Raw genomic sequence first — 1171 nt, 5'->3', positions numbered from 1 at the left:
AAGCGTTGCGGGGCCGGATCGCTGAACGCATCCGTCGCGGCCACGGCCTGGGTCGGATTGGAGATTGCGACACCCGGCGCGAGATAGAGGGCAGCGGTCGCGCCGATGAGGATGGTCGCAACCGTGGATAGACCAAAAACGCGTTTCCTGCTCATCATGCGAGCGCCTTTCGTTCATTTGCGCGCTGTGCGTTGAGATCGAGCAAGGCCTGGAAGCTCTGCTGTGATGCCAGATGCAGGGTTACGAGGTCGAGCCAGCCCTTGGTGTGCCAGTCGGCGAGGGTCTTGGCCGGAAGCGCGCGATACGCCTTCTCATCTATGGCGTAGAAGCCGTTTACCTGATGCTGCGATCCATCGGGAAGGCGGAACTGTGCGTGAATGGGTGTGAGCAGCTTGGCTGCGAGCAGAGACTTTCCGAAGGCGACTGTGCGGGTATGGTCGGTGTGATAGGCATGGCAGAGCGCCATAGCCGACTGCGCCGTCGCCGTTGGTCCGCCAGCTTCGTTAAACAGGCGCTCGGCCTCGGGGTGCTCGGACACCGACGGAACATAGCGCTCAGAGGCGCGATCGACGGTAAGCATTTGCTGCGACTTGTCTTCGGTCTCGGTGACGATGAAGGGGTAGCGGCGGATATAGGCCGGCACGTAACTGCCCGCCTTCCAGCCCCCGTCCTGTTCGACGAAGAGATTATGGTCGCTACGGATGCCGACGAGGGCGATCGGCGAGGCTTGCTCGTCCAATGCGAAGACGATTGGAAAGTGACGCATGGCGGCGGCGAACTCGCCGATGCAGAGCGGAATGGCAACGGCCTTGCGCGTGAAGTCGAAATGGCCGAGCGGCGCGAGGCCGACATCGCCATGCTCATCGAACCGGAGAAGCACGGGGTCCTTGTAGAAAAGCGGGAGTGGTTGAACGTCGGCAGGCATGGTCATGATCACTCTGAAAATCTGTCGAGGCGCAAAGCGCCACGATTGGTGAGTCCCGGCCCGCCGCGTCAGCGCGGCGGGCTTTTTGTTGTCGATTGGCCGCGCGCGTCAGAACTTCACGTTGAAGTTTGCCCTCAAGGACTGGTCGGCGAGGTCGTCACCAAACTGGCCGGAATAGGAGACGCCGAAGCCGGCAGATGGCGAGATCGCATAGTCGAGACCGACTTCAACGACCGCGGCGTCACG

Annotated in this window: 1 protein-coding gene; it reads right to left on the bottom strand. The window is 61.8% G+C overall.

The window, feature by feature from the left end; all coding sequences use genetic code 11:
- Positions 1-154: 154 nt before the first annotated feature.
- Positions 155-931 carry a SapC family protein gene (locus C5748_RS27350; RefSeq protein ID WP_105746193.1) on the bottom strand — a complete coding sequence of 259 codons (777 nt, stop codon included), beginning with the start codon at positions 929-931 and terminating at the stop codon, positions 155-157.
- Between the last annotated feature and the right edge of the window lie 240 nt (positions 932-1171).

Origin of the sequence: Phyllobacterium phragmitis (assembly GCF_002980495.1) — a bacterium.
GTDB lineage: Bacteria > Pseudomonadota > Alphaproteobacteria > Rhizobiales > Rhizobiaceae > Paramesorhizobium > Paramesorhizobium phragmitis.
Note: the sequence above shows the minus strand (reverse complement) of the source record. Positions and strands in the feature narration are given on the sequence as shown.

Excerpts from the sequence above, each read along its gene's own strand:
- C5748_RS27350 (WP_105746193.1), bottom strand. The coding sequence starts at position 931 with ATGACCATGCCTGCCGACGTTCAACCACTCCCGCTTTTCTACAAGGAC.